Here is a 26,811-nt window from a genome sequence, read left to right on the forward strand (position 1 = left end):
CTATATTCACCTTTATTGTTTACTAAAATGAAGAATTATACGTATTGAATTTTTGTAGGCATTTTTGGATCTGTATCGTGAATTTCAAAGGATTCACCCACTCCAAATCCTTTTTCCTCTAGTACTTGTGATACTGACATACGCGCTAGTTCTTTCATGTTATTATCTAAGCTTAAATGGGCTAAATAAATATGCTTTGTCTCATCTGTAATTACATCTGCCATCGCTAATGCAGCATCCTCATTACAAACATGCCCAACGTCACTTAAAATACGTCGTTTAATGCTCCATGGATAACGTCCCATACGAAGCATTTCTACATCATGATTACTTTCAAATACGAAAGCATTAGCTCCCTTAATAACGCCTTTCATACGGTCACTTACGTATCCCGTATCTGTAATAAGCGCTAACTTCCTATTATTGTTATGGAAAGCATAAAACATCGGTTCTGCCGCATCATGAGAAACTCCAAATGACTCGACTTCAATATCACCAAAGGTTTTCACATCACCAACTGAGAAAATAAACTTTTGTTCAGTTGGGATATTTCCTATTAAATGTTCCATTGCATTCCATGTTTTCTCATTCGCATAAACAGGCAAATCATATTTACGTGCCAGTACACCTAATCCTTTAATATGATCACTATGCTCATGCGTTACAAGAATACCTGATACATCATTTATATTCAGTTCTGCTTGTTTAAATAAAGCCTCTGTTGCTTTACCACTTAAACCTGCGTCGACTAGTAATTTTTTTTCATCGGTTCCTACGTATAGCATATTTCCTGTACTTCCACTTGCAAGTACGCTAAAATGCAACCCCATTCTTTCTCACTCCAGTATGTTCATCAACCACTTGATTTTCCTTTTCTCCTAATTCCATAACTTGTCCTTCAATTGCATTCACAAAGAAGTCCTGCTTCTGCTCCGTTTTCAAATTCCACGTTGGAGCCAGTACTTGGTTATTAGAAGTAGATGCGGTAAGAGTGGCATAACCAATTTGCGCTTCTTTAACATGCGTATTTCCATGAATTTTATTTTTTAAATACAAATTTTCTAAAGCTGTTTGAGCCGTAATAATTTCTTGCTCTTTCGTTTTTTCACCTTCGCCCATTTCTTTTAAATCAGTTAGCATTGTCTGCGTATATGAAACAAGTTCATTTTTTTCATTTAATTCCACAACAATCATCGCCTGATTATTATAGAAAATAGGCTTATCTTTATATTTTTGGAAGAAATAAATTTTAGAGTCTTTCACCGCTCCAAATTCATACTTTTGTCCATCCAATACATAGTTCTTCAAAAATTCATTATACTTATCTTTTGATAATGATTTCGTATTTAAAAAAGGCTCTTTTAGCTTACTTTCTATCTTGTACATATTTTGTATATGCACTGTTTGATTTTTCAAAGACTGTATATCTTCTTCTTTAAAAGCTTTATTTTCCGCTCTAATAAATGACTCTTTTTTCGGTTCTTTAGGGATATTTCCCATCGTAATTTTGTTTGCTTTTAATTCTTGATCTATCTTTGTTTCTGCAATAAGCTCCAATTGATTACTATCTTGCTTTTGAATGAATTGGAAAATGAGAAAGAGGTCCAAAACAAAAAAGGTCACAATAAATATGGTTTTAATCCGATCCCAATCCATTTAGTCCTCCCTCACTCCACTCATAGATTTTCTGTTTACCTGTTTCATCTTCAACAAGCTTTACATACCAAATTGGTTGTAATCGAACTACTTGTCCATCTAGTGATAACTTGTATCCAATACCAATATCCTTAATTACTTGTTTCTTTATCTCTGGATTATTTTCTAGAGATGCTATTACAACATGCCCTGACGGAAGAGTAACCTTCTGTTCTATACCTTTAGTATTTAAAGACAGCAACGGTCTTTCATATTCCATTACTTCTTCTGATCCCCATATTTGTCTCAATTCAGCTAATCCATCTTCATTGAATACTGAATATCCATCTTCATTTAAACGAAATACTGTCTCTCCTTTATTCATATAGTCCAAACGATATGAATCCAAACTTCCACTGTGACCACTTACGAATTCAAAGCTTTTTTGTAAAAGCATTAAATTATCTATCGTTTTCTCAGTTAAGACAGAAGAGTTTTTATACTTTAGCATGTGACGATCGTTTTCAATTTCCATGGATCTAATACCATCTGTAAATGTTTCTTTCGACATCTCGGTAATCGGACTTAAATAACGAGGATCACTAAACAGAGCATTCTTAAACGTATCAACTGCTAAATTAGATGAAATATATGTTATATTGTTTAACTCTGTCGTTCCATCTGGTAAAAATAACTTTTTCATATCATTAAGTTGATAATCAAAATAAGGCTTTGCTGATACTATAAATTGATTTTGGGCATTTACAATATCTTTTAAATACACGCCACTTAATTTTGCCTCGTATATTTTAAAGTTATCACCATCAGAAACAAAGTTAATTTTAATTTCTTGATCCTTACTTCGAGAAGGATCGAGGAGAATACGATTAAAATGTTTAGGCTTATCTGTACTCTTCTCTTTCATGTTAAACATGGATTTTACTGCATCAAATGGGATATCGGTAGGGAAAACAAGTTCAACTTTCCCTTCACCATGCACATATGAAAGGAAATCACCCTTAGTGATTGATATCTCTTTAAAATCATGTAGTTCCCCTACTTCCAGAGGCTTATAGATTGATTCTATATCTGCCTCTCTTCTGCTCCCATAATGATTTTTATCTTTATGCACGATGATAGAAGTAGGACGGACAACATCGGAAATTTTAGTTTGGTTCATTCCTTCATTTCCCTGCACAAATTTCGCGTTTTGCATGGATGTAGAATCTGGCACATACGTCCATAGGTTAAAAGTAAGAAATAGGCTAATTACAACTAGGTTAATTAAAACTATTGTTTTAAAGTTTTCCATACTCATTCCCAATCGTCCTCTTCATCTGCTGCCATTGGTAACGTGAAATAAATAGTTGTCCCTTTTCCTTCTTCACTCTTCGCCCAAATAGAGCCACCATGTGCCTCAATCATTTCTTTTGCAATTGCTAATCCAAGCCCAGTACCACCCATTTGTCTTGAACGAGCTTTATCTACGCGATAAAAACGTTCAAAGATTTTATCAACGTTTTCTTTTGGAATACCCATTCCTTGGTCACTTACACTAATTTCTAATAAATCACCGCGATCACGTAAACGATATGTTACTGTTCCACCTTCTGGTGAATACTTTAATGCGTTAGAAATAATGTTATACAGCACTTGAGTAATTTTGTCAGTATCCATATCAATAAATCTAGATTTCTTAGAGAAAGATCGTTTGAAACTTACATTTTGCTCTTTAGACATTTCAAAGCGATCAATAATATTATTAAAGAAATCAGTAAAGTCGACCCATTCTTTCATTAAACGATGCTCTGTACTATCAAGTTTAGATAGCTGTAACAACGCATTTACAAGTCTAATCATTCTTTCTGTTTCTTCTTGTGTAACCGTTAAAAATTGTGGTGCAATATTTGGATCCTGCCATGCTCCATCTGTAAGTGCCTCTAAATAACTGCGCATCGTCGTTAATGGCGTCCTTAATTCATGAGAGACATTCGCTACAAACTCACGGCGTTCCCGTTCTATACGCTCCTGCTCTGTTACATCATATAGTACAGCAATTAAGCCATTTGCCTTCCCTGTTTCTTTTTGAATAACAGAGAAACTAGCACGTAAAATATATGGTTCGTTTCTCGTACTAAAATCTAATAAAACAGAATCTGGCTCTTCATATAAATGATCGAGCGTAAATTCTTCCTGTATTCCTAATACCTCTAAAACAGATTGATCGAGCGCTGTTTCACGAGAAACATTTAACATCTTTTCCGCAGGATCATTTAGTAAAATAATATCCCCTTTTCGGTCAGTAGCAATTACTCCATCTGTCATATGTGATAAAACAGATGATAATTTACGCCTTTCACTTTCTGTAGAAGAACGAGCTTGTTGTAATTTTTTCGATAAATTATTGAAGGATAATGCCAGTTGTCCAATTTCATCATGGCTATGCACTTTTACTTTTCTCGAATAATTTCCTTTTGCCATTTCGATTGCTTGTCTCCGCATATCTGAAATTGGTCTTGTAATTGTTTGAGCCAATAAAATCCCAAGTACGGCCGTTACTAATAAAGCAATTACTGTTCCCGTAGCAAAAATTTGATTTATATCCTTCATTTGTTTATATACATCTTCCATAGATGCCACAATGTAAATAACACCAAGCGCATCCTTACCGTTATCATCTAGAATCGGAGTAAGCATAACTTGAACACGATGACCTGTACTACCATCCTTCTCAATTTTCACTTCCGGCTTTTTTTGTACTAACACTCGCTGAACAGCTATATCAGTTGATGTTCGATTCACCTTATTCTGCTTTGATTCATCTGAAATAGCCAGTAACTTTCTGTGCGAATCAAATACACTTACCTCTTGTATAACTTTCTTCTGATCAGAGGCAAATTTTCGAATTGAAGTTTTAATCGTTTCATCTGTTGACTCTGTTTCTGCTTTTGTATAACTTTTTTTAAACTCTTGCTTCAAATTATATGATAATAAGTTTGTTTGCTGCGTTAAAGAATCCCTAAAACCTTGTACTAAGCTCTTCTCTAATTCCCTTACGAAATATACTCCAATAACTTGCATCGCTATTAATATTAATAGCATATATATAAGCACAAATTTTAAATGAATAGATTGAAAAAAACCAACTTTCTTCATATACTATTCCTGCTCTGGGTCACGCAAGTAATACCCTACTCCACGTCTAGTTACAATTAAAGTAGGATGGCTTGGATTATCTTCAATTTTTTCACGCAAACGACGTACTGTAACGTCTACTGTGCGCACATCTCCAAAATAGTCATAACCCCAAACTGTTTGTAATAAATGTTCGCGTGTCATAACTTGTCCTAAATGTTTCGCTAAATAATGTAGCAACTCAAATTCACGATGTGTAAGCTCGATATTTTCCTCACGCTTCGTTACACTATATGCATTTGGATTAATCACAATTGGTCCAATAACCATTTCTGTATTTTCTTCTTTTTCCGCAGCACCACCTTGTTGATGGCGGCGTAAATTCGCCTTCACACGAGCAAGTAATTCCCTTGTACTAAATGGCTTCGTTACATAATCATCTGCCCCAAGCTCAAGCCCTAATACTTTATCAATCTCAGAGTCCTTTGCTGTAAGCATAATAATCGGCATTTCTGAGCTTTTACGTATTTCACGGCAAACCTCTAAGCCATCTTTACCTGGTAGCATAATATCTAATAAAACCATATCTGGTTGCTCTTCATTAGCCTTTTCAATTGCTTCATCACCATCATGCGCCATTACTATTTCAAAACCTTCTTTTTCTAGGTTAAACTTCAAAATATCTGCAATCGGCTTTTCATCATCAACTACTAAAATTTTCTTTCCCATCATCGTCTATTTCCTCCTTATAAAAATATGGTCAATAATCCCTAAACATATTGATGTTTACATAGTATGTCCTATATGACCGCATCCTTTGTTTAAGTATTTTCTCCTCTATTCTCATAGACTCATGTATGATCCACTTTTACACGGCATCCTATACGATCTATAGAAAAACCTCTAGCTTCAACTGCTAGAGGCTCCTCGTTCTATTTTAAAATAACTACTCAGTTTTGTAAAATTACATAAATAAAAAGGATATTAAGTGGGCCCACTTAATATCCTGAGAGTGGCTCGGGACGGAATCGAACCGCCGACACGAGGATTTTCAGTCCTCTGCTCTACCGACTGAGCTACCGAGCCAAAACTATATATAAAACCACTAATGGTGGTATAAACAAAAGTGGCGGTCCCGACCGGGGTCGAACCGGCGATCTCCTGCGTGACAGGCAGGCATGTTAACCACTACACCACGGGACCAAAAATAAGCAAAAAAAACATGACCCGTACGGGATTCGAACCCGTGTTACCGCCGTGAAAGGGCGGTGTCTTAACCACTTGACCAACGGGCCACGAAAAATAAAATGGTGAGCCATGAAGGACTCGAACCTTCGACCCTCTGATTAAAAGTCAGATGCTCTACCAACTGAGCTAATGGCTCATACTCACCAACGTCATATTTTCGTGACGACAAGATGTATCATAACATGTATTGTGTATTTATTGCAATACTTTTTTTGTTTTTTTATAAAAGAATAAGAAAAAACTCATGCAGACATGAGTTTTTTCTAAAAAATGTTAATTAAGCTTCGTATACGTTACGAACAATATTTGTTTGGTTACGATCTGGTCCAACTGAGAACATAGATATTTGAATTCCTGTTAACTCAGAAACACGTTCTACGTATTTTCGTGCATTTTCAGGAAGTTCATCTAATGATTTTACACCAGTAATATCTTCTTCCCAACCTGGAAGCTCTTCATATACAGGCTCACATTTCGCTAAAATGTTTAAGTTAGCTGGAACTTCATCAATAACTTCGCCATTGTATTTGTAAGCTACACAAATTTTAAGAGTTGGAATACCTGTTAAAACGTCGATAGAATTTAATGATAGATCCGTTAAACCACTAACACGACGTGCATGTCTTACAACAACGCTATCGAACCAACCTACGCGGCGTGGACGACCAGTTGTCGTTCCATACTCGCGACCAACTTCACGAATTTGATGACCAATTTCATCATGAAGCTCAGTAGGGAATGGACCATCACCAACGCGGCTTGTATATGCTTTACATACACCTACAACGCGAGTAACTTTCGCAGGACCAACTCCAGTTCCAACTGTTACACCGCCAGCAATTGGGTTAGAAGATGTAACGAACGGGTACGTACCGTGGTCAATATCAAGCATAACACCTTGCGCACCTTCAAATAATACACGGTGATTATTATCTAATGCATCATTTAATACAACAGACGTATCACATACATATTGCGCGATTTGTTGCCCGTACTCGAAGTACTCTTCAAAAATTTCTTCTACAGTGAAACCTTCTGTATCGTACATTTTTTCAAATAAACGATTTTTTTCTACTAAATTGCGCTCAAGCTTCTCTTTAAATGCTTCACGGTCTAAAAGATCAGCCATACGAATACCAATACGAGCAGCTTTATCCATATATGCAGGACCGATACCTTTTTTCGTTGTACCGATTTTGTTATCACCTTTACTTGCTTCTTCTAACTCATCTTGTTTTAAGTGGTAAGGTAAAATAACATGTGCACGGTTACTTACACGTAAATTATCAGTACTTACACCACGATCGTGTAAGTATTTTAACTCTTCAAGTAATGCTTTTGGATCTACTACTAATCCGTTTCCGATTACACAAATTTTCTCTTTATAGAAAATACCAGATGGAATTAAGTGTAATTTATATTTAACTCCGCCGAAAACAATTGTATGTCCCGCGTTATTTCCACCTTGATATCTTGCAACTACTTCCGCATGCTCAGAAAGAAAATCAGTGATTTTACCTTTTCCTTCGTCGCCCCATTGTGTTCCTACAACTACTACTGAAGACATTATTAAAGCACCTCCGCAATTTTCAAACGATCTATTCAAACAATATAATTGTACCAAAACCGAAAGAGAAGTCAACCGAAAAGCGAACATTTTTTCACAAAAAAACATTTTCGTTCGTAAGAATTATATATTTAACTTATGAAAGCCTTATCTTTCTTATAAAAAAAAAGAAACACATCTTATTATAAGAAATGTGTTTCTTTTTTATACTGCCTTTATGCCGGTGGAGCATGTCCATCCTCAAAACGACGTTCTAAGTTAACGAACTTATTGAACTCTTTGACGAATGCAAGTTCCACTGAACCTACTGGACCGTTACGTTGTTTTGCAATAATAATTTCAATTGTATTTTTGTTTTCCGTTTCTCGATCATAGTAGTCTTCACGATATAGGAAAGCTACAATATCAGCATCCTGCTCAATACTTCCAGATTCACGAATATCAGACATCATCGGGCGTTTATCTTGACGAGATTCTACACCACGAGATAACTGTGATAAAGCAATAACAGGCACTTGCAATTCACGCGCAATCCCTTTTAAGGTACGAGAAATCTCAGATACTTCCTGCTGACGGTTCTCACCTGATTTCCCACTTCCTTGAATAAGCTGCAAATAGTCAATCAAAATCATACCAAGACCTTGTTCTTGCTTTAATCTACGACATTTTGCTCGAATCTCATTTACTTTAATACCTGGCGTATCATCAATATATATACCAGCATTTGAGAGACTCCCCATTGCCATTGTTAATTTTGCCCAATCATCGGAAGTTAATGAACCAGTACGAAGTCTTTGTGCATCAATATTCCCTTCTGCACAAAGCATACGCATAACAAGCTGATCAGCACCCATCTCCAAACTAAAAATCGCTACATTTTCATCCGTTTTCGTCGCTACGTTTTGTGCAATATTTAATGAAAATGCCGTTTTCCCTACTGATGGACGTGCTGCCACGATAATTAAATCATTTCGTTGGAAACCTGCTGTCATCTTATCTAATTCAGTAAACCCAGTTGGTATCCCAGTAACTTCACCCTTTTGATTATGCAAAAGTTCAATTTTGTCATAAGCATCTACAAGAACATCTTTAATGTTTTGGAATGCTTTTGCATTCGTTTGATGGGATACTTCTAATATTTTTTTCTCAGCCTCGTTTAAAAGACCATCCACATCATCTTCTCTCTCGTATCCATCCGATACAATATGAGTCGCCGTGCGAATTAAACGACGTAAAAGCGCCTTTTCAGCGATGATGCGTGCGTAATATTCTACGTTAGCTGCAGTTGGCACAACTTCTGCTAACTCTGCTAAGTAAGAAACCCCACCAACCTCTTCTAGTAATCCTTGATCAGCCATTGCTGATGTCATCATTACTAAGTCAATCGGCTCTCCCTTATCAGATAGCCCAAGCATGACTTCAAAAATCTTTTGATGTTTCGTTCGATAGAACGAATCAGGTACCAATAACTCTGATGCTGAAGTTAACGCATCTTGATCAATCAATATGGCCCCTAAAACCGCCTGCTCAGCCTCTATATTATGCGGAGGGGTACGATCAGCAAGTACATCACTCATACGCAATCCTCCTTGCTTAATTTATTTTTATTGTTCACTAACATGAACTTTTACTGTTGCTGTTACTTGTGGATGCAATTTCACAGTAACGTTTGTATAACCTAACGCGCGGATTGCATCGTCCATTTCAAATTTACGTTTATCAAGTTTAATCTTGTGTGATTTTTGCATTGCATCTACGATTTGTTTGCTTGTGATAGAACCAAATAAACGGCCACCTTCTCCAGATTTCGCCTTTAATTCTACAGTTAATTTCTCTAAAGTCTCTTTTAACTCTTTTGCATTTTCAAGCTCTGCTGCTGCATCTTTTTCTTCTTTACGCTTTTGAGCTTCTAAAGTTTTCATACTGCTATTTGTTGCTTCAGCAGCTAATCCTTGTTTCAGTAAGAAGTTATTTGCATAGCCATCTGGTACGTTTTTTACTTCTCCTTTTTTACCTTTACCTTTTACGTCTTTTAGAAAAATTACTTTCATGATTGTGTGCCTCCCTGTAAATAGTCATCAATAACAAATCGAAGCTTCTCCTCAGCTTCATCTACTGTAACATTTTTCATCTGTGTGGCTGCATTCGTCAAATGCCCGCCACCGCCTAAGTTTTCCATAATTAGCTGCACATTCACTTCACCTAAAGACCTGCTGCTAATTCCAATGAGGTTCTCGCCACGTTTCGCAACAACAAATGATGCAATAATCCCTGTCATCGTTAATAACGTGTCTGCCGATTGCGCAATAAGCACTTGATCGTAGTAATCATCACTATCAACTTTAGCAATCGCAATTCCATTTTTATAAATGTACGCATTTTTTATAGCTTTTGCAACCCGTAAATACTGATCCATATCTTCCTTTAAAAGTTCTTGTACAAGTACAGTATCTGCACCATGTGAGCGTAAATAAGAAGCAGCATCAAATGTACGAGCCCCTGTCCGGAATGTGAAACTTTTCGTGTCGACAATAATACCCGCTAACAATGCCGTCGCTTCTAACATTGTCATCTTTAAATTTTTAGGTTGATACTCAAGTAATTCTGTAACCAATTCTGCTGTTGAAGAAGCATATGGTTCCATATAAACTAGCAATGGGTCTTCAATAAAATCTTCTCCACGGCGATGATGATCAATAACTACCACATTTTCAATTTTATGTAACAGTTTTTGCTCCATCACCATAGAAGGTTTATGCGTATCGACAACAACAAGTAACGACTCATCATTTGCAAATTCCATCGCTTGCTCTGGAGTAATAAAATGAGACCATAACTCCTCATTTTGTTTCACTTTGTCCATCAAACGCTTAATTCCTTTATCGGAATCATTTTCATCTAACACAATATATCCTTTACGCTCATTTAATTGAGCTACTTTTAAAATACCAATCGCAGCACCAATTGCGTCCATATCAGGAGCCCTATGCCCCATAATAATGACATTACTACTTTCTAATACTAAATCCTTTAACGCATGCGAAATGACCCTGGCGCGTACACGGGTACGTTTTTCAACCGGATTTGTCTTACCTCCATAGAACTTAACTTTACCTGTCGCTTGTTTAATAGCTACTTGGTCTCCCCCACGCCCAAGCGCAAGATCTAAACCAGATTGAGCCATTGCTCCAAGCTCTGATAAAGGTAAATCACCTGATCCGACACCCACACTTAATGTAAGTGGTATATTCCTTTTAGATGTTTCTTCACGCACCTGATCTAAAATGCTAAATTTCCCTTTCTCCATCTGCGTCAAAATACTTTCATTTAGCACAACGAAGAATCTTTCTGAAGATGCACGTTTTAAATAAGCACCATACTTAAGTGCCCATTCATTTAGTCGCGATGTCACAAGACTTGTTATATTCGTACGTAATTGATCATCTAATCCTTGTGTAACTTCATCATAATTATCCAAATAGATGACAGCTAAAACAGTCCTTTGATCCTCGTACATCTTTTCGATTTCTGTTTGTTCCGTTACATCAAAGAAATAAATTAACTTTTCTTCTTTCCTTACAAAAACGCGAAACTTTCGATTATTTAAAGAGACTATATCATCAGAAGTTTCTCCTTTAATGAAAAGAAGTAATGTTTCTGATACATCGTAAAGGTGCCATCCAGCTAATGCGTGCTGTCCCAGACATGAAGATAAATAAGGATTTGCCCAATCAATCCCATAATCCTTATTGTATAACAAAATACCAATCGGCATTTGGTTAAATGCTTCATTACTTACTTTCTTTACTCTTGTAATCATATCTGTCGTATGCTTTTCGAAATTCCTTTGAAAATTAAGTTCAAATCGTATAACGATAAAGAATACGATACAAAAAATGACAAAAGCAGCTATACCCATAATTAAATGAAAATAACAGAGAATTGAAATGAGCACAAACACAAAAAATGCCAATACATAAACAGGATATAAAAACCACTGTTTCTTATCAAATTCAGGCATGTATACAACTCCTATAAAGTAAAACTAACTTACCTTCCAGTTAGTTAAACAGATTAAAATAGTATAAGGAATATTATTTTATCCCCCTATTTTAGAACGCAATGAAATCCCTAAGTCAATTATACCTAAGATTGTCACAAGAGGAAACAGCATCGGAATAAACATGCATGCAATAAAACTAATAATAGGAACCCCTTTAGTAAAACCTTTTCTATACGCTAAAAAGGCGATAAATGTCAGACCTTGCAGTACAAGCAATAGTGCAAATATGACATTTAGGTTAGAAAATACCATATGTAAATATGATGTTGGTTCTACTTTTATAAAAGTTGCTAACAAAATAAATATAACGTAATACCAAATGATACTCTTTGGTAATTGTATATCTTTAAATTTAGGCCAAGATATAACTTCATGTTTTAACTTTTTCAAAACACTACCTGATATTATCACTGTAATCCAAGAAAAACATACTGAAACTAGCACAAGTATACTTGGAAGTAACGATTGTAATATATCATTCATTTGTGCAAGTAACTCTTTTTGTTCCTTACTAATCGGCATACCTGTAGCACTTACTATCTTTTCGCTTTTCGCCATACTTTCACTAAACATACTTTGCATTTGCTTCATTATATCTATGTTGAAAAACTTTATACTCGCAACATAAATAAGTACAAAACCAATTAAGTATGCAAGCGTCCCCGCTATTAAGATTTCCACTGGCTTTTTTCTTGTTTTATACATATATCCTAAAACAATCCCTATCAATCCAAACATAATTGTCTTCACTAAATTCAGCGGTTGACTCACAATAATAGTAACAAAAAGTGCCGCTACAAAAATCACGAGCACATTAGATAGTTTATGTCTTATCATTAATAGTATAAATGGTAACGGCAACGCAAAAGTTACAACTGTACCCAAAATCGGAACATACATAGATATAAGCAATAAAATTGCATATATAGCTAATAATGCTGCACCTTCTGTAATAAACTTTGTTTGTTTCACATTTTAACCTCTCTTTCAAAAAGAAAAGCATAGCAAAATGCACAGTAGAGTCCCACTCTACTGTGCATTTCATACGCTATTATTCACCAACATATGGTAAAAGTGCCATTTGACGAGCACGTTTAATTGCAACTGTAAGTTTGCGTTGGTATTTTGCGCTTGTTCCTGTTACACGACGAGGTAAAATTTTACCACGCTCAGAAACGAAACGTTTTAATAAATCAACATCTTTATAGTCAATGCGAGTGATGCCGTTAGCTGTGAAGAAACACACCTTACGACGTTTCGCACGTCCACCTTTGCGTCCTGCCATGTCTATTTCCCTCCATTCTTTGTTAAAACTAACAAATTTACTGTATTAGAACGGTAAATCGTCGTCGGAAATGTCGATCGGTTGACCTACATTTGAAAATGGATCGTCATTCTTCGTAAATCCAGAATTACCTTGGTTACCTGAATTACTAGATTGACCAAATGGGTTAGAGCCTTGGTTACCGAAACCAGCTCCTGATGGTTGCTGATTAAATGAACCACGTTGCTCCCCACCGCCATTACGCGGCTCTAAAAATTGCACGCTTTCCGCAAGAACTTCTGTTACGTATACACGTTTACCATCTTGTCCCTCGTAATTACGAGTTTGAAGACGTCCATCTACGCCTGCTAAGCTACCTTTTTTCAAATAATTTGCTACGTTTTCTGCTTGTTTACGCCATATTACACAATTAATAAAGTCAGCTTCACGCTCACCTTGCTGATTGGCAAATGCGCGATTCACAGCTAACGTAAAAGTAGCTACTGCGACACCATTGGGCGTGTAACGTAAGTCAGGGTCCTTAGTTAAACGACCAACGAGGATAACACGATTCATCAATCGAACCACTCTCCCTTATATATCAATTATTTTTCTTCTTCTTTAACAACGATATGACGAAGGATGTCTTCGTTGATCTTAGCTAAACGGTCGAATTCGTTAATCGCTTCTGCGTTAGATTTCACGTTTAAGATCATGTAGAAACCTTCACGTAAGTCGTTGATTTCGTAAGCTAAACGACGCTTACCCCACTCTTTCGTGTTAATGATTTCTGCACCATTGTTTGTTAAAACACCTGCAAAACGTTCAACTAAAGCCTTTTGAGCTTCTTCTTCAACGCCAGGACGAATGATGTACATAATTTCGTACTTTCTCATTACACTTTCACCTCCTTTTGGTCTAAACGGCCCGTAATGGGCAAGGAGCAATTAATTTATAGTAATTACTCACGAGTTTAGATTATATCATAGTAAGTTATATGAATCAACTCACCAATACATAAAAAACTTGGCAAACATATAATATATTTGCCAAGCTCATATCTTTATTTTTCCTAGGAAATATTAAATTAAACGTTAAAACGGAAGTGCATAACATCTCCGTCTTTTACGATATATTCTTTTCCTTCTAAACGTACTTTTCCAGCTTCTTTTGCAGCTGTCATAGAACCGTTTGTCATTAAGTCATCGTAAGAAACTGTTTCTGCACGAATAAATCCACGCTCAAAGTCTGTATGAATAACACCAGCACATTGTGGTGCCTTCATTCCTTGTTTAAATGTCCAAGCACGTACTTCTTGAACGCCAGCTGTAAAGTAAGTAGCAAGTCCTAATAGGTCATATGCTGCACGAATTAATTGATCTAAACCAGACTCTTCAATTCCTAATTCTTCAAGGAATACTTTTTTCTCTTCTTCGTCTAATTCAGCGATTTCTGATTCGATTTTTGCACATACAACGATTACTTGAGAATTTTCATTTGCTGCAAATTCTTTTACCATTTGTACGTATTTATTTTCCGAAGGATCGATAATATCGTCTTCACTTACATTCGCTACGTATAACATTTCTTTTGTTGTAAGTAAATGAAGGCCTTTAACAATCTTCATCTGCTCTTCTGTAAATTCAACAGTACGAGCTGGTTTTCCCTCTTCAAAAGCTTCTTTTAAACGAACTAAAATTTCATGCTCATATACCGCTTCTTTATCTTTTTGTCTTGCTAATTTCGCAACACGCTCGATACGCTTATCAACAGACTCTAAGTCCGCTAAAATTAGCTCTAAATTGATTGTTTCAATATCATCAATTGGATCTACTTTCCCTGAAACGTGCGTAATATTTTCGTCTTCAAAACAACGAACAACTTGGCAAATTGCATCTACTTGACGAATGTGAGATAAGAATTTATTTCCTAAACCTTCACCTTTACTAGCACCTTTTACGATACCTGCAATATCAGTAAACTCGAATACAGTCGGAACAGTCTTTTTCGGTTCTACTAATTCCGTTAATTTATTTAAACGCTCATCTGGTACTTCTACAATCCCTACGTTTGGATCAATTGTACAGAATGGATAGTTCGCAGATTCTGCTCCTGCTTGTGTAATTGCATTAAATAAAGTGGACTTCCCTACGTTAGGTAATCCAACAATCCCAGCCGTTAATCCCATATTTTTCACTCCTATGTCTCAATCTTTCATCATTATAGATAGTAACGAAAAAAATGACAAGTTTCCGCCAAACGAAAAAAAGTAACAGTTACCTACTGTAACTGTTACTCTCCCTCTATTCTTCGTGCTTCACAAGTATTTTTTTCACCTTACGATCAAACTCTCTTCGAGGAATCATTACTGAATGGTCACACCCCTCGCACTTAATGCGGATATCCATTCCCATACGAATAATTTTCCAACGATTCTCGCCACATGGATGGGCTTTCTTCATTTCCACAACATCATACAAGTTATATTCCTTTTGCTCCATTCTCCAAACTCCTCTCCATACTAAATTGCTTTTCCACTAACTAATTCTTCACGATTATATAAAACCATACGTGGATATGGAATTTCAATTCCATGTAAATCAAGACGATTTTTAATCTCTTTACGAAGTGCCCTTGCAATAACTGCATGTTGCATCGGTTCTACTTCAGCAATAACACGTAATATAACTTCTGATGCTGCTAATGTTTGCACACCTAATAATTGAGGCGTTGTTACCATTTTTTCGTACTTTGAAGGTAATTCTACTAATAAATCTTCAATAACTTGCTCTGCTTTCGCAATATCAGCCTCATATGAAATAGATACATCAACAAACGCTACACTATTACTAACTGAGTAGTTAGTAACTTGAATAATACTTCCATTTGGTAAAGTATGAATTTCACCTGTCCAACTCTTTACTTTCGTTGTACGAAGTCCAATTTCTAAAACGACTCCTTCAAATTGACCGATTTTAACATAATCGCCAACTGAAAACTGATCTTCTAACAAAATAAATAAACCTGTAATAACGTCTTTCACTAAACTTTGAGCACCAAATCCGACTGCTAAACCAATTACCCCAGCACCCGCTAATAAACCTGATGCATTAATATCAAACACACCTAAAATCGCAATTAGCATAATGAACATAACAACGTACGCTACAATATTTTCAAGTAATTTCGCTACTGTAACTGTACGACGTTCTGAAATTTGAATTGGAGAACGACTCCCCATACGAAACGCATTTCGTACAACCGCCCTTGCAATTCGCACAACAACTGCACCAATTGTTAAAATAATACATATTTTTAATGTCGCAACTCCAATATGAGCCCAACGATCAGCATCTAATAAATACTGTTTCATAGAATTAAACCACTTCGCTAATAAATCCATGTACCTCTACCTCTCTAGCTAAAATTTCTTTTTAGTTACCCTTATTATTGTATCAGAAGTCCCCTAATTGCTGAAAAAATTTTATGATTTTAATCCTATTTTATCCCCGACATCCAGGTATAAAATGGAACGAATATATATATACTAGTACTATTATTTCCGTTTTCATTCACATTTTGCAAAAATTACGCACTTATAACTTTCCATTTTCCTCACCATATAACATATATTGAAAATTTATTAAAAGGATGGGTGCTTCATGAATATTGGAAGTTTTCGCTTACCATTTTTTGAGAAAGAAACTCAAAACGTTATGCACCAAGATCTAGAAGCCTCTGAGATAATCAGTAATTTCTTACTTACCCATATTCCTATTAAAACTAATATACCACTCATTCTCGTTTGTATCGGCACAGATCGCTCTACAGGTGACGCACTCGGCCCATTAGTTGGTACAAAACTTGAACAAATAGACATCCAAAACCTCCAAGTATTCGGTACACTAGATGAGCCAGTACATGCGCTAAATTTAGAAGAGAAAATTCAGAATATACAGAAAGAATATCCTACTGCATTTATAATTGCTGTTGATGCATGTTTAGGAAAGTCCCAAAATATCGGATCAATCACTACTGGAAAGGGACCTAGTAAACCTGGAGCTGCTATGAATAAGAAATTACCTGCAGTTGGTGATTTGCACATACACGGTATCGTCAATCTAAATGGGTTTATGGAGTTTTTCGTTCTTCAAAATACAAGGTTAAGTTTAGTCATGAAAATGGCTGATGTAATCGCAAAAAGTATAAAAGAGACGGATCAAAAATTATCCGCATTAAAAAAAGCAAACCATCTATAAATAATAAGATGGTTTGCTTTTTAATTTTTCTGTGCTAATAGTTCTAAAATACGATTTAAATCTTCTTTATTAAAAAATTCAATTTCGATTTTACCTTTTTCTTTTTTCGTCTCTTTAATTTTCACATCTGTGCCAAACTTTTCTCTTAAGAACGTTTCACGTTCTACGAAAAATATATTTCGCTCTTTTTTCACTTTTTTTGTTTCACGTGAAACGTGTTGATTAATCTCTTGGACGATTTTCTCTAATTGACGAACATTTAATCCTTCTTTTTCAATGCGTTTCAATAAGGACTTCAATTGTTCTTCATCTTTTATCGTAAGTAAAGTTCTCCCATGAGCCATTGAAAGTTGACCATTTGCAATCATATCTTGTACGAAAGAAGGTAGGCTTAATAACCGAGTATAATTTGCAATGTAAGGTCTGCTTTTACCAAGACGTTTCGCTAATTGTTCTTGCGTTACATTTAGCTCATTCATTAACATCTGGTATGCCATTGCCTCTTCCATAGGATTTAAATCTTCTCGTTGTAAGTTTTCTAACAAAGCAAATTCCATCATTTGCTGTTCAGTTAATTGTCTTACAACCGCAGGTACTTTTTCTAAACCAGCCTCTTTTGCAGCACGAAACCGTCTTTCACCTGCAACAATTTCATATCCTTTAATACTCTTCCTAGCAATTAATGGTTGTAGAATACCGTGTTCCTTAATCGAAATTGCTAATTCCTGAATCGCCTCTTTATTAAAGTGTTTACGCGGTTGATATGGATTCGGCCTTAATTCAGTTACAAGAATCTCCTGAATTGTTTCCTCTTCTTTCACATCTAAATCAGGAAAAAACACATTAATTCCTCTTCCTAATCCTTTAGCCACCTGCAATCACTTCCTCTGCTAAATCTATATACACTTCTGCTCCTCTTGATTTAGCGTCATACTGCATAATAGGTTTCCCATGACTTGGAGCCTCGCTCAAGCGTACATTACGCGGAATAATCGAGCGATATACTTTATCCCTAAAATACTTTTTCACTTCATCTATAACTTGAATCCCTAAATTTGTACGGGCATCCAACATTGTTAACAATACACCTTGAATTGCTAAATTTTTATTTAAATGTTTTTGTACAAGTCGAACTGTATTTAATAGCTGACTTAACCCTTCTAGTGCGTAATATTCACACTGTACAGGAATAATAACAGAATCTGCTGCTGTTAATGCATTAATCGTTAATAACCCTAAAGATGGGGGACAGTCGATAATAATATAGTCATATTCATCACGAACTGGCTGTAATGCTCTTTGCAAACGTACTTCCCGGGAAATAGTCGGTACCAATTCAATTTCAGCACCAGCCAATTGAATTGTAGCGGGTAGAACATCTAAGTTTTCAGTTGCGGTTTTCTGTATAACCCCTTGAACATCTGCATCTTCCACAAGAACGTTGTAAATACATTGATCTAATTCAGATTTTTCAATTCCCACACCAGTCGTTGCATTTCCTTGAGCATCAATATCTACAAGAAGGACTTTTTTACCTACTTGCGCCAATCCAGCCCCTAAATTAACAGATGTTGTTGTTTTTCCAACACCGCCTTTTTGATTAGCAATAGCAATGATTTTTCCCATGATGTCACCTACTTTCAACCTTTCTATCTTATTCTAGTAACAATTACGTTTATTGTAACATGAAATAAAACTTTTTCTTTTACGTCCTTTATTAAACTTCAAAATTTATTTCTAAACTCCTTCTTCATTTAACAAGAAAATATAGTAAAAGAGACCTCTCCAATAGGATAAGGTCTCTAGCACGTCATTATTATTTTTTCTTTGGAATTTTAATTGTAATTTGATAGTACTCATCAAATTCTTCTTCCTCAGAATTAACATTCAAACCACTTTCAGTAACCATTTGTAAAGATTGTCTAATTGTATTCATAGCAATCCTCGTATCTCGACTTACTGCTTTTTGCTTTGCCTTACGCTTCGGTTTCGCTTCCTCTAGTAACTTCGCAATTCGTTCTTCTGTTTGCTTTACATTTAGTTGTTTCTCCACAATTTCCTGTAAAACCTTCAGTTGTAATTCCTCATTTTTTAAAGGAATGAGAGCGCGGGCATGACGTTCTGTAATGCTTTTTTCTAATAATGCACTTTTTATTTCTTCAGGCAACTTTAACAAGCGCAACTTATTTGCGATTGTAGATTGTCCTTTTCCAAGTCGTTGTGCCAATGCTTCTTGTGTTAAATTATGTAACTCAATCAGCTTTTGATATGCCACAGCTTCCTCGATTGCCGTTAGTTCCTCACGTTGCAAGTTTTCAATTAAAGCTACAGAAGCTGTCTCTGTATCATTTAAATTCTTTATAATTGCAGGAACCTTTTCCCAACCTAACTTTGTTGCCGCGCGAAAACGTCTTTCTCCAGCAATAATCTCGTACTTATCATCCTCATATTGCCTTACAACAATCGGTTGAATAAGTCCATGTGTACGAATTGTTAATGCTAACTCATCAATACGCGCATCATCAAAAACTGTTCTTGGTTGATAACGGTTAGGGGTAATATTTACTATCGGAATTTCTTGTATTTCTTCATATACCTTTTTATCTATCTCTTCATGGCTTTCGTCTTGTAATTCGAATTCGCTCTCTTTATCTCCAAAGCCAAATAAACGAGAAAACGTATTTTTCATACATATTCCACCACCTTTTAGGCCTATTGACTATTCTCCATAAAATGTTTCCTATGAAACATTTACGTTTTCATTTATATAATTTAATCTTACGTCTAATAAGATTTATTTTTCAATAGGTAATTTATTGGGTGTTCCCGGTTTGCGTGGATATTTCTTTGGTGTCTTGCGCTTTTTCTCGATTAATAAAATATTACGTTCACTCTCTTCAAATGGTAATTGGAAAGTAGACATCTCTTTCAACTCTCCGCCTAGCACCTCTAAAGCATACTTGCCATTTTCAATTTCTTCGTTTGCTGCTGCACCTTTCATTGCAATGAATGTTCCTCCAACTTTTACAAGTGGTAAACATAGCTCACTTAATACAGAAAGACGCGCAACTGCACGTGCCATTACAATATCGTATGATTCACGTACACCTTCTTTTTTCCCAAATGTTTCAGCACGATCGTGACAAAATGCAACATCACTTAATTCTAACTTTTGGGCTAAGTGATTTAAGAAATTAATACGTTTTTGCAATGAATCTACAATTGTTACTTTTAAGTGCGGGAAACAGATTTTTAAAGGAATACTTGGGAATCCAGCCCCTGCACCAACATCACAAATTGAGAATGGTTTTGAAAAATCATAATAAAAAGCAGCTGTAATGGAATCAAAAAAGTGTTTTAAATATACTTCTTCTTTTTCTGTAATAGCCGTTAAGTTCATTTTTTCATTCCACTCTACTAATGTTTCAAAGTAGATTTTGAACTGCTCTAACTGTCTAGAAGAGAGGGTGATTCCCTTCTCTTCTAGCATAGATTGAAATTGTTCTATGTTCATCTAGCAATATCTCCTTACTATTTATTGGTTCGATACGCGTGCAATTTTTCCTTGTTCTATATACACAAGTAAAATGGAAATATCCGCTGGATTTACGCCAGAAATACGTGAAGCCTGCCCCATTGAAAGTGGACGAACATCTTTCAATTTCTGTCTAGCTTCTGAAGCAAGGCTAGAAATCGCATCATAATCAATATCTACAGGGATTTTTTTACTCTCCATTTTCTTCATACGCTCTACTTGCTGTAAAGATTTTTCAATATACCCTTCATACTTAATCTGAATTTCAACTTGTTCTTTAACTTCATCACTTAATTCTACTTCACTTGGTACTAAAAGATGAATATGCTCATATGTCATCTCTGGACGACGTAATAAGTCACTTGCACGTATTCCATCTTTCAATTCACTTCCGCCAATATTGCGAATTAATTCTTGAACTTCAGGACGTGGTTTAATAATAATGCTGCTTAAACGTTCCTTTTCCTGTTCAATTTGTAATTTTTTATTTGTAAATCGCTCATAGCGCTCTTCTTTAATTAGTCCAATTTCACGACCAACTTCAGTTAAACGAAGATCAGCATTATCGTGGCGTAATAATAGACGGTATTCTGCACGAGACGTTAATAAACGATATGGTTCATTTGTACCTTTCGTTACAAGATCATCAATTAAGACACCAATATAAGCATCCTCGCGACCTAAAACAACTTCTTTTTTACCTAAAGAACGGCATGCTGCATTAATTCCAGCCATAAGCCCTTGTCCGGCCGCCTCTTCGTAACCAGAAGTTCCATTAATTTGTCCTGCTGTATATAAATTTTTAATCTTTTTCGTTTCAAGTGTTGGCCATAGTTGTGTTGGCACAATTGCATCATATTCAATTGCATAACCTGTACGCATCATTTCAACATTTTCTAGGCCTGGAATTGTTCTAAGCATGTCACGTTGTACATCTTCTGGTAAGCTTGTGGATAAACCTTGTACATATACTTCTTGTGTATTACGCCCTTCTGGCTCTAAGAAAATTTGATGACGTGGTTTATCATTAAATCTTACTACTTTGTCTTCAATAGAAGGACAGTATCTAGGGCCTGTTCCTTTAATCATACCAGAATACATAGCTGAACGATGTAAATTTTCATCTATTAAACGGTGTGTTTCTGTACTTGTATATGTCAACCAACATGGAATTTGATCCATAATAAATTTCGTTGTTTCAAAAGAGAACGCACGTGGCTTATCATCACCTGGTTGAATTTCTGTTTTACTGTAGTCAATTGTATTACTGTTTACACGCGGAGGTGTCCCTGTTTTAAATCTAACAAGATCAAATCCAAGTTCTTCTAAATGCTCAGATAATGTAATAGACGGTTGCTGATTATTTGGACCGCTTGAATATTTTAAGTCGCCCATGATAATCTCGCCGCGTAAAAATGTTCCAGTTGTAATTACAACGGTTTTTGCTGTATATTCTGCACCAGCTTGTGTAACTACCCCTTTACATACACCTTCTTCAACGATTAAACGCTCTACCATTCCTTGGAACAACGTTAAGTTTGGTGTTTCTTCAATTGTTTTCTTTAATTCATGTTGGTAAGCGAATTTATCAGCTTGCGCTCGAAGTGCACGTACGGCTGGTCCCTTACCTGTATTTAGCATACGCATTTGAATATGAGTTTTATCAATATTACGTCCCATTTCTCCGCCTAATGCATCAATTTCACGAACAACAATCCCTTTTGCTGGTCCACCAACAGAAGGGTTACATGGCATGAATGCTACCATATCCAAATTAATTGTTAACATTAATGTTTTTGAGCCCATTCGTGCTGCCGCAAGACCAGCTTCACATCCTGCATGACCTGCACCGATTACTATGACATCGTATGAACCGGCATTGTATCCCATTGTTTATTCCTCCTAATAATCTCTATCTTTCTACAACTTCACTATATTATTTTCCTAAACAAAATTGAGAGAACAACTGGTCAATTAAGCTTTCATGCACTGTGTCCCCAGTAATTTCACCAAGTATTTCCCACGTTCTTGTTAAATCAATTTGTACCATATCAATTGGTACACCATTTTCAATCGCCTCAACTGCATCACCGATTGTTTTTCCTGCTTGTGTTAATAATCCAATATGTCTCGCATTAGAAACATATGTCATATCTGCAGAATCAATTGTTCCTTCAAAGAATAAATCAGCTATTGCCTTTTCGAGTTCATCTATTCCTTGTTCCTCAATTAAGGATGTTGTAATAACACGATTTCCCGCGGCTAACTCTGTAACACGTTCCATATCAATCGCTTGCGGTAAATCAGTCTTATTCACAATAACAATAAAGTCTTTTCCTTGTACCGCACGGAATAGATCTTCATCCTCATTTGTTAAAGCCTCGCTATAGTTGACAACAACTAATACTAAATCCGCTTGGCTCATCATTTCTTTTGAACGTTCCACACCAATTCGTTCAACAATATCTTCTGTCTCCCGAATACCGGCTGTATCTATAAGTTTAAGAGGTACACCACGCACGTTAACGTACTCTTCAATAACATCACGAGTTGTTCCTGCAATATCAGTTACAATTGCCTTTTTCTCCTGAACAAGACTATTTAATAACGATGATTTCCCAACGTTAGGTCTACCGATAATTGCTGTAGCAATGCCTTCACGTAAAATTTTCCCTTGTTTTGATGTTTCTAATATTTTTTCGATTTCCGAACGAACATGCGTCGCTTTCTCAATTAAAATATTATGTGTCATCTCTTCTACATCATCGTATTCTGGATAATCTATATTTACCTCAACATGAGCTAATGTTTCTAATATTTCTTGACGCAAAAGACCAATTAATTTAGATAATCGCCCTTCCATTTGATTAATTGCTACATTCATCGCACGATCTGTTTTTGCTCGAATCAAATCCATAACAGCTTCTGCTTGTGATAAGTCGATACGTCCATTTAAAAAAGCACGTTTTGTAAATTCGCCCGGTTCTGCCAATCGTACTCCTTGTGCTAGAATAAGTTGCAATACTTTATTTACTGAAACAAGTCCACCGTGACAGTTAATTTCCACTATATTTTCACGTGTAAAAGTCCTTGGTGCGCGCATAATAGACACCATAACTTCTTCAATAACTTGATTTGTATCTAAATCAACAATATGACCATAATGAATAGTGTGAGAAGGAACCTCTGTTAAATCCTTCCCCTTAAAAATACGATCAACTTTCTCAACCGCATCATCCCCACTTACTCGAACAATGGCAATTGCACCCTCTCCAAGCGCTGTGGAAATCGCAGCAATTGTATCAAATTCCATGTCCTTTCACCTCACTTGCTTATTTATCTCTATTTCAACATGATTATTTCTTTCACTAAATTATTAGGATACCATAACGAACCTATCTACAAAAGAAGAATAACTCATTTTATTATATCCCCATGTAAAAAACACTAAACTTATTCACAGTGGATAAGTTTAGTGTTTTTTAGTTATCCACATCTATTTTCCGCTCAAAAAAACCGGCACTCATTTGAGCAACCGGTCATTTAGGAGATATTACAACATGCCGATGTGGTTCATTTCCTTCAGAAGTTGTATTGATACCTTGATGATTTGATAATGCCTGATGAATAATTTTTCGTTCAAAAGATGGCATCGGTTCTAAAATAACTCTTTTTTTCGTATTAAATACTTGTTTCGCTAATCGATAAGAAAGTGATTCTAACGTACTTTTTCTTTTACTACGATAATTTTCAGCATCTAGTGTAATACCGATATACTGCTTCGTGTTACGATTCGCGACAAGTTTTGTTAAATACTGTAAAGAGTTCAATGTATTACCTCTTTTCCCAATTAAAACACCTACATTATCACCAGAAATTGTGAATTCGATTTCGCGTCCTTTTACAATTTTACTAATCTCGACTTCCACACCCATATCGTGAATAACATTTCTTAAATATTCTTCACATTCTTGAATTGGATCTTTCTTCAATACAACTTCTACTACTGCAGGGCGATTCCCAAATAAACCTAAGAATCCCCTTTTACCCTCATCGACAATATTTATATCTACTCGATCTTTTGATGTATTTAATTGCCTTAAAGCATCCTCTACTGCCAGCTCGACTGTTTGTCCTTTAGCAGTAATTACACTCACTTGCTTGAGCCTCCAGCTTTACCAGCCTTACTAGCCTTAATCTCTGGCCCTTTAATAAAGTACATTTGAGCAATACCAAAGATATTACCAACAACCCAGTAAAGTGATAATGCAGCTGGGAAGTTAATTGCAAAGATTAAAATCATAATCGGCATAAGCCAAAGCATCATTGCCATTTGTGGATTTTGACCAGCTGTTCCTGCCATTGCAAGCTTTTGCTGAATAAATGTCGTAATTGCTGCAACGACTGGTAAGATATAGAACGGGTCTGCATGTCCTAAATCGAACCATAAGAAACTATGTTGTTTAATTTCAGCTGTTCTCATAATCGCATGATAAAACGCGAATAAAATAGGCATCTGAACAAATATCGGTAAACATCCTGCCAATGGATTTACACCATTCTTTTGATATAACTGCATCATTTCTTGTTGTAGTTTTTGCTGTGTTGCTTGATCTTTAGAACTATATTTCTCTTTTAACTTCACCATTTCTGGTTGTAACGCTTGCATTGCCTTTGTACTCTTTGTTTGTTTAATCATTAATGGTAATAATGCAAAACGAATGATAAGAGTTGTAATAACAATTGCTAAACCGTAATTACTGTTAAATAAGTCGGCAAAATACGTGATTAACTGAGAAAGCGGATATACGAAATATTCATTCCAAATCCCAGTACTTTTCGATGTAATCGGCTGACCCGTTTCACTACAACCGGTGGCAATCGCCATTAATGCAACGACCATGGCTAGTAAACCTAATTTCTTTTTCAAAGCCTACTCCTCCTTGTATCGGTATGTATATAGTGTAATTCATTTCCTTACGCTACTTTTTTATTCTTTTCATACCAGAGCGTTTAAAGACATGAATTAAGCTTTTCTTTACTTCTTCATATGTCATCTCTGCACAAGGCTTCCTTGCTATTATAACAAAATCTTTTCCAGAATCTATCTCATCTTTTAACTCTGTAATAGCCTGACGGACCATGCGCTTAATTCGATTACGAACTACTGCATTTCCTATTTTCTTGCTAACAGAAAGGCCGATGCGAAAGTTTGGCTGTTCTTCTTTATCTAATTGGTATACAACAAACTGACGATTTGCATTTGATTTTCCTTTTTGAAAAACCGCCTGGAATTCATCATTCTTCTTTATACGATGTTTTTTCTTCATATCAATTGACACTCCTGTATTTCATCAGCGGAAATTCACTATTATTAGAAAAAAAGACCACTGAACGATCAGTGGTCTACGCAGATAATACTTTTCTTCCTTTACGACGACGAGCTGCTAGCACTTTACGTCCGTTCGCTGTGCTCATACGGCTGCGGAAACCATGTACTTTGCTGCGCTTACGTTTATTTGGTTGGTAAGTTCTTTTCATTATATGACACCTCCCTGAGGAATATCTGTTAAAGACAGTCCTATAAATTATAGTTAATTAACTAGGAAAATGTCAATGGTTCTAGAAATTTTCATCAAATATTCATTTTGAACCTATTCACATACTTTTTCACAGCACCTATATTTCCTTGTGGATAAATATTTTTTCGCGTTTTTTATATCCACAAACTTTTTTCACACTTTTACACAGTATATCGTGTTGTGGACAAGTTTATTCCACAAGGTATTGATTTTGTGGATAACTTTCTTAAATTCATTGCTATAGCCACTTTTTTTTGATATTATAGTTGTGTTTTCACTTTGAATAAGTTTTCCACATCTTTATCTTATCCACAATTTGTGTATAACATGTGGACAGTTTTAATCACATGTGGGTAAATAGTTGTCCACATTTGCTTTTTTTGTCGAAAACCCTATCTCATATACAAACGACGTTTTTAGGTTTTAAAATACGTTTCGTATAAATATACATTTTATATTTATTAGGTTGTACATTTGTTGCGCAACCTTATTCTTTTACCAACTTAGTAAAGGAGGGACACCT

The 26,811-nt window shown here is 35.8% G+C and carries 27 protein-coding genes and 4 tRNA genes; 1 reads left to right on the forward strand and 30 read right to left on the reverse strand.

Annotation, left to right across the window (positions count from 1 at the left end):
• Positions 1–35: 35 nt before the first annotated feature.
• The 20 genes from DN399_RS26935 to DN399_RS27030 form a co-directional block, all read right to left on the reverse strand.
• Positions 36–830 (reverse strand): MBL fold metallo-hydrolase, encoded by a 795-nt coding sequence (locus tag DN399_RS26935; RefSeq protein ID WP_000522837.1) that lies wholly within the window; start codon positions 828–830, stop codon positions 36–38.
• The gene (locus DN399_RS26940; protein WP_000383740.1) at positions 814–1,656 is read right to left on the reverse strand and encodes a two-component system regulatory protein YycI; all 843 of its coding nucleotides are present in this window, start codon (positions 1,654–1,656) and stop codon (positions 814–816) included. Before DN399_RS26940 ends, DN399_RS26935 begins: the two co-directional genes overlap by 17 nt.
• Complete coding sequence (locus DN399_RS26945; RefSeq protein WP_000061560.1) at positions 1,637–2,953, reverse strand: YycH family regulatory protein; 1,317 nt, start codon at positions 2,951–2,953, stop codon at positions 1,637–1,639. The genes DN399_RS26940 and DN399_RS26945 overlap by 20 nt, the downstream gene beginning before the upstream one ends.
• Positions 2,950–4,791, reverse strand: coding sequence for a cell wall metabolism sensor histidine kinase WalK (gene walK / locus DN399_RS26950; protein WP_000755367.1), 1,842 nt, complete (start codon positions 4,789–4,791; stop codon positions 2,950–2,952). The genes DN399_RS26945 and walK overlap by 4 nt, the downstream gene beginning before the upstream one ends.
• Positions 4,792–4,794: 3 nt before the next feature.
• Positions 4,795–5,502: a cell wall metabolism DNA-binding response regulator WalR gene (walR, locus tag DN399_RS26955; protein WP_000971865.1), complete on the reverse strand. Its 708-nt coding sequence runs from the start codon at positions 5,500–5,502 to the stop codon at positions 4,795–4,797.
• Between the two features lie 281 nt (positions 5,503–5,783).
• A tRNA-Phe gene (locus DN399_RS26960) sits at positions 5,784–5,856 on the reverse strand.
• Positions 5,857–5,897: 41 nt separating this feature from the next.
• A tRNA-Asp gene (locus DN399_RS26965) sits at positions 5,898–5,973 on the reverse strand.
• 20 nt (positions 5,974–5,993) lie between these two features.
• Positions 5,994–6,065, reverse strand: a tRNA-Glu gene (locus DN399_RS26970).
• A 13-nt stretch (positions 6,066–6,078) separates the two neighbouring features.
• A tRNA-Lys gene (locus DN399_RS26975) sits at positions 6,079–6,154 on the reverse strand.
• Between the two features lie 141 nt (positions 6,155–6,295).
• On the reverse strand, positions 6,296–7,585 hold the full coding sequence (locus DN399_RS26980; protein WP_000100238.1) for an adenylosuccinate synthase: 1,290 nt from the start codon (positions 7,583–7,585) through the stop codon (positions 6,296–6,298).
• 215 nt (positions 7,586–7,800) lie between these two features.
• Positions 7,801–9,162 (reverse strand): replicative DNA helicase, encoded by a 1,362-nt coding sequence (dnaB, locus tag DN399_RS26985; protein ID WP_001286148.1) that lies wholly within the window; start codon positions 9,160–9,162, stop codon positions 7,801–7,803.
• Positions 9,163–9,189: 27 nt separating this feature from the next.
• On the reverse strand, positions 9,190–9,636 hold the full coding sequence (gene rplI, locus DN399_RS26990) for a 50S ribosomal protein L9 (protein ID WP_000864228.1): 447 nt from the start codon (positions 9,634–9,636) through the stop codon (positions 9,190–9,192).
• Positions 9,633–11,606, reverse strand: a complete 1,974-nt coding sequence (locus tag DN399_RS26995; RefSeq protein WP_001113785.1) for a DHH family phosphoesterase — start codon at positions 11,604–11,606, stop codon at positions 9,633–9,635. Before DN399_RS26995 ends, rplI begins: the two co-directional genes overlap by 4 nt.
• A 78-nt stretch (positions 11,607–11,684) precedes the next feature.
• A complete protein-coding gene (locus tag DN399_RS27000) occupies positions 11,685–12,620 on the reverse strand; it encodes a YybS family protein (protein WP_000814837.1) in 936 nt (311 codons plus the stop codon).
• Between the two features lie 79 nt (positions 12,621–12,699).
• The gene (gene rpsR / locus DN399_RS27005) at positions 12,700–12,933 is read right to left on the reverse strand and encodes a 30S ribosomal protein S18 (protein WP_000918873.1); all 234 of its coding nucleotides are present in this window, start codon (positions 12,931–12,933) and stop codon (positions 12,700–12,702) included.
• Positions 12,934–12,978: 45 nt separating this feature from the next.
• Positions 12,979–13,491, reverse strand: coding sequence for a single-stranded DNA-binding protein (gene ssb / locus DN399_RS27010; protein WP_000981966.1), 513 nt, complete (start codon positions 13,489–13,491; stop codon positions 12,979–12,981).
• 26 nt (positions 13,492–13,517) lie between these two features.
• Positions 13,518–13,808 carry a 30S ribosomal protein S6 gene (gene rpsF / locus DN399_RS27015; RefSeq protein WP_001233778.1) on the reverse strand — a complete coding sequence of 97 codons (291 nt, stop codon included), beginning with the start codon at positions 13,806–13,808 and terminating at the stop codon, positions 13,518–13,520.
• A 191-nt stretch (positions 13,809–13,999) separates the two neighbouring features.
• Positions 14,000–15,100 carry a redox-regulated ATPase YchF gene (gene ychF, locus DN399_RS27020; RefSeq protein WP_000524657.1) on the reverse strand — a complete coding sequence of 367 codons (1,101 nt, stop codon included), beginning with the start codon at positions 15,098–15,100 and terminating at the stop codon, positions 14,000–14,002.
• A gap of 115 nt (positions 15,101–15,215) precedes the next feature.
• A complete protein-coding gene (locus DN399_RS27025) occupies positions 15,216–15,413 on the reverse strand; it encodes a DUF951 domain-containing protein (protein ID WP_000435485.1) in 198 nt (65 codons plus the stop codon).
• A 20-nt stretch (positions 15,414–15,433) separates the two neighbouring features.
• Positions 15,434–16,315 carry a mechanosensitive ion channel family protein gene (locus tag DN399_RS27030; protein WP_000364814.1) on the reverse strand — a complete coding sequence of 294 codons (882 nt, stop codon included), beginning with the start codon at positions 16,313–16,315 and terminating at the stop codon, positions 15,434–15,436.
• Positions 16,316–16,574: 259 nt separating this feature from the next.
• Between DN399_RS27030 and yyaC the strand changes: the two genes are divergently transcribed.
• Positions 16,575–17,171 carry a spore protease YyaC gene (yyaC, locus tag DN399_RS27035; RefSeq protein WP_001020714.1) on the forward strand — a complete coding sequence of 199 codons (597 nt, stop codon included), beginning with the start codon at positions 16,575–16,577 and terminating at the stop codon, positions 17,169–17,171.
• Between the two features lie 20 nt (positions 17,172–17,191).
• On the opposite strand, the gene spo0J is transcribed toward yyaC, so the two are convergent.
• The 10 genes from spo0J to rpmH all read right to left on the reverse strand — a co-directional run bounded on the left by spo0J (position 17,192) and on the right by rpmH (position 26,247).
• Positions 17,192–18,043, reverse strand: coding sequence for a stage 0 sporulation protein Spo0J (gene spo0J, locus DN399_RS27040; RefSeq protein ID WP_001051832.1), 852 nt, complete (start codon positions 18,041–18,043; stop codon positions 17,192–17,194).
• The gene (gene soj, locus DN399_RS27045) at positions 18,036–18,797 is read right to left on the reverse strand and encodes a sporulation initiation inhibitor protein Soj (RefSeq protein WP_000516114.1); all 762 of its coding nucleotides are present in this window, start codon (positions 18,795–18,797) and stop codon (positions 18,036–18,038) included. The genes spo0J and soj overlap by 8 nt, the downstream gene beginning before the upstream one ends.
• A 190-nt stretch (positions 18,798–18,987) precedes the next feature.
• Positions 18,988–19,860, reverse strand: coding sequence for a nucleoid occlusion protein (gene noc, locus DN399_RS27050; RefSeq protein WP_000799016.1), 873 nt, complete (start codon positions 19,858–19,860; stop codon positions 18,988–18,990).
• A gap of 105 nt (positions 19,861–19,965) precedes the next feature.
• Positions 19,966–20,685: a 16S rRNA (guanine(527)-N(7))-methyltransferase RsmG gene (gene rsmG, locus DN399_RS27055; protein WP_001019628.1), complete on the reverse strand. Its 720-nt coding sequence runs from the start codon at positions 20,683–20,685 to the stop codon at positions 19,966–19,968.
• A gap of 21 nt (positions 20,686–20,706) precedes the next feature.
• On the reverse strand, positions 20,707–22,596 hold the full coding sequence (mnmG, locus tag DN399_RS27060; RefSeq protein ID WP_000541031.1) for a tRNA uridine-5-carboxymethylaminomethyl(34) synthesis enzyme MnmG: 1,890 nt from the start codon (positions 22,594–22,596) through the stop codon (positions 20,707–20,709).
• A gap of 46 nt (positions 22,597–22,642) precedes the next feature.
• Positions 22,643–24,019 (reverse strand): tRNA uridine-5-carboxymethylaminomethyl(34) synthesis GTPase MnmE, encoded by a 1,377-nt coding sequence (gene mnmE, locus DN399_RS27065; RefSeq protein ID WP_000393754.1) that lies wholly within the window; start codon positions 24,017–24,019, stop codon positions 22,643–22,645.
• Between the two features lie 226 nt (positions 24,020–24,245).
• Complete coding sequence (jag, locus tag DN399_RS27070) at positions 24,246–24,863, reverse strand: RNA-binding cell elongation regulator Jag/EloR (protein ID WP_000111516.1); 618 nt, start codon at positions 24,861–24,863, stop codon at positions 24,246–24,248.
• The gene (gene spoIIIJ, locus DN399_RS27075) at positions 24,860–25,636 is read right to left on the reverse strand and encodes a YidC family membrane integrase SpoIIIJ (RefSeq protein ID WP_000727738.1); all 777 of its coding nucleotides are present in this window, start codon (positions 25,634–25,636) and stop codon (positions 24,860–24,862) included. Before spoIIIJ ends, jag begins: the two co-directional genes overlap by 4 nt.
• A gap of 52 nt (positions 25,637–25,688) precedes the next feature.
• On the reverse strand, positions 25,689–26,036 hold the full coding sequence (gene rnpA, locus DN399_RS27080; RefSeq protein WP_000726621.1) for a ribonuclease P protein component: 348 nt from the start codon (positions 26,034–26,036) through the stop codon (positions 25,689–25,691).
• Positions 26,037–26,112: 76 nt separating this feature from the next.
• Positions 26,113–26,247, reverse strand: coding sequence for a 50S ribosomal protein L34 (gene rpmH, locus DN399_RS27085; RefSeq protein WP_000831901.1), 135 nt, complete (start codon positions 26,245–26,247; stop codon positions 26,113–26,115).
• Between the last annotated feature and the right edge of the window lie 564 nt (positions 26,248–26,811).

It is taken from the genome of Bacillus sp. AR4-2 (assembly GCF_008274865.1).
Taxonomy (GTDB): Bacteria; Bacillota; Bacilli; order Bacillales; family Bacillaceae_G; genus Bacillus_A; species Bacillus_A cereus.

What these genes read in the sequence shown, in the direction of transcription:
- DN399_RS26935 (WP_000522837.1), bottom strand. Translation starts at nt 830, where the DNA reads ATGGGGTTGCATTTTAGCGTACTTGCAAGTGGAAGTACAGGAAATATG.
- DN399_RS26940 (WP_000383740.1), bottom strand. Translation starts at nt 1,656, where the DNA reads ATGGATTGGGATCGGATTAAAACCATATTTATTGTGACCTTTTTTGTT.
- DN399_RS26945 (WP_000061560.1), bottom strand. Translation starts at nt 2,953, where the DNA reads ATGAGTATGGAAAACTTTAAAACAATAGTTTTAATTAACCTAGTTGTA.
- walK (WP_000755367.1), bottom strand. Translation starts at nt 4,791, where the DNA reads ATGAAGAAAGTTGGTTTTTTTCAATCTATTCATTTAAAATTTGTGCTT.
- walR (WP_000971865.1), bottom strand. Translation starts at nt 5,502, where the DNA reads ATGATGGGAAAGAAAATTTTAGTAGTTGATGATGAAAAGCCGATTGCA.
- DN399_RS26980 (WP_000100238.1), bottom strand. Translation starts at nt 7,585, where the DNA reads ATGTCTTCAGTAGTAGTTGTAGGAACACAATGGGGCGACGAAGGAAAA.
- dnaB (WP_001286148.1), bottom strand. Translation starts at nt 9,162, where the DNA reads ATGAGTGATGTACTTGCTGATCGTACCCCTCCGCATAATATAGAGGCT.
- rplI (WP_000864228.1), bottom strand. Translation starts at nt 9,636, where the DNA reads ATGAAAGTAATTTTTCTAAAAGACGTAAAAGGTAAAGGTAAAAAAGGA.
- DN399_RS26995 (WP_001113785.1), bottom strand. Translation starts at nt 11,606, where the DNA reads ATGCCTGAATTTGATAAGAAACAGTGGTTTTTATATCCTGTTTATGTA.
- rpsR (WP_000918873.1), bottom strand. Translation starts at nt 12,933, where the DNA reads ATGGCAGGACGCAAAGGTGGACGTGCGAAACGTCGTAAGGTGTGTTTC.
- rpsF (WP_001233778.1), bottom strand. Translation starts at nt 13,808, where the DNA reads ATGAGAAAGTACGAAATTATGTACATCATTCGTCCTGGCGTTGAAGAA.
- ychF (WP_000524657.1), bottom strand. Translation starts at nt 15,100, where the DNA reads ATGGGATTAACGGCTGGGATTGTTGGATTACCTAACGTAGGGAAGTCC.
- DN399_RS27025 (WP_000435485.1), bottom strand. Translation starts at nt 15,413, where the DNA reads ATGGAGCAAAAGGAATATAACTTGTATGATGTTGTGGAAATGAAGAAA.
- DN399_RS27030 (WP_000364814.1), bottom strand. Translation starts at nt 16,315, where the DNA reads ATGGATTTATTAGCGAAGTGGTTTAATTCTATGAAACAGTATTTATTA.
- yyaC (WP_001020714.1), top strand. Translation starts at nt 16,575, where the DNA reads ATGAATATTGGAAGTTTTCGCTTACCATTTTTTGAGAAAGAAACTCAA.
- soj (WP_000516114.1), bottom strand. Translation starts at nt 18,797, where the DNA reads ATGGGAAAAATCATTGCTATTGCTAATCAAAAAGGCGGTGTTGGAAAA.
- noc (WP_000799016.1), bottom strand. Translation starts at nt 19,860, where the DNA reads ATGAAAAATACGTTTTCTCGTTTATTTGGCTTTGGAGATAAAGAGAGC.
- rsmG (WP_001019628.1), bottom strand. Translation starts at nt 20,685, where the DNA reads ATGAACATAGAACAATTTCAATCTATGCTAGAAGAGAAGGGAATCACC.
- mnmG (WP_000541031.1), bottom strand. Translation starts at nt 22,596, where the DNA reads ATGGGATACAATGCCGGTTCATACGATGTCATAGTAATCGGTGCAGGT.
- mnmE (WP_000393754.1), bottom strand. Translation starts at nt 24,019, where the DNA reads ATGGAATTTGATACAATTGCTGCGATTTCCACAGCGCTTGGAGAGGGT.
- rnpA (WP_000726621.1), bottom strand. Translation starts at nt 26,036, where the DNA reads ATGAAGAAAAAACATCGTATAAAGAAGAATGATGAATTCCAGGCGGTT.
- rpmH (WP_000831901.1), bottom strand. Translation starts at nt 26,247, where the DNA reads ATGAAAAGAACTTACCAACCAAATAAACGTAAGCGCAGCAAAGTACAT.